The organism is Marinobacter confluentis (assembly GCF_004785685.1).
In the GTDB taxonomy this organism is placed as follows: domain Bacteria; phylum Pseudomonadota; class Gammaproteobacteria; order Pseudomonadales; family Oleiphilaceae; genus Marinobacter; species Marinobacter confluentis.
The window spans coordinates 1-304 of the sequence record NZ_SRPF01000080.1; the positions used below are offsets into that span (position 1 = coordinate 1).

The 304-nt window shown below is 27.3% G+C and carries 1 protein-coding gene; it reads left to right on the forward strand.

What is annotated here, in order from left to right; genetic code table 11:
• Positions 1 to 92: 92 nt before the first annotated feature.
• On the forward strand, positions 93 to 304 hold a 212-nt coding region (locus E5Q11_RS17635; protein ID WP_135804729.1), incomplete at its 3' end, for a hypothetical protein.

Sequence of the window (304 nt, forward strand, 5' to 3'; positions counted from 1 at the left end):
AAGTACTCAAATACGAAAATAAGAGCTTATTTTATTAAGCGAAATTTTACTGAAATTTTAATTTAAAAATTATAAAGTGAGAAAAATTTAGAATGAAAATTTCAGATGTAATTTTAGACAAAGAAAGCGAAGAAAGAGAAAAAACAACAATCAAGGTTAGTCAAAGCGGTCAAATTAAGATAAACCTCGACACGCTAACTCGACTAATCAAGGAAATATTAAAATTAAAAAACCAAAAAATTTCCGCAATTCTAAAGACAAGAGGAATCGAAGGAAAATTGGCAGGACAGATTTTTATCAATCT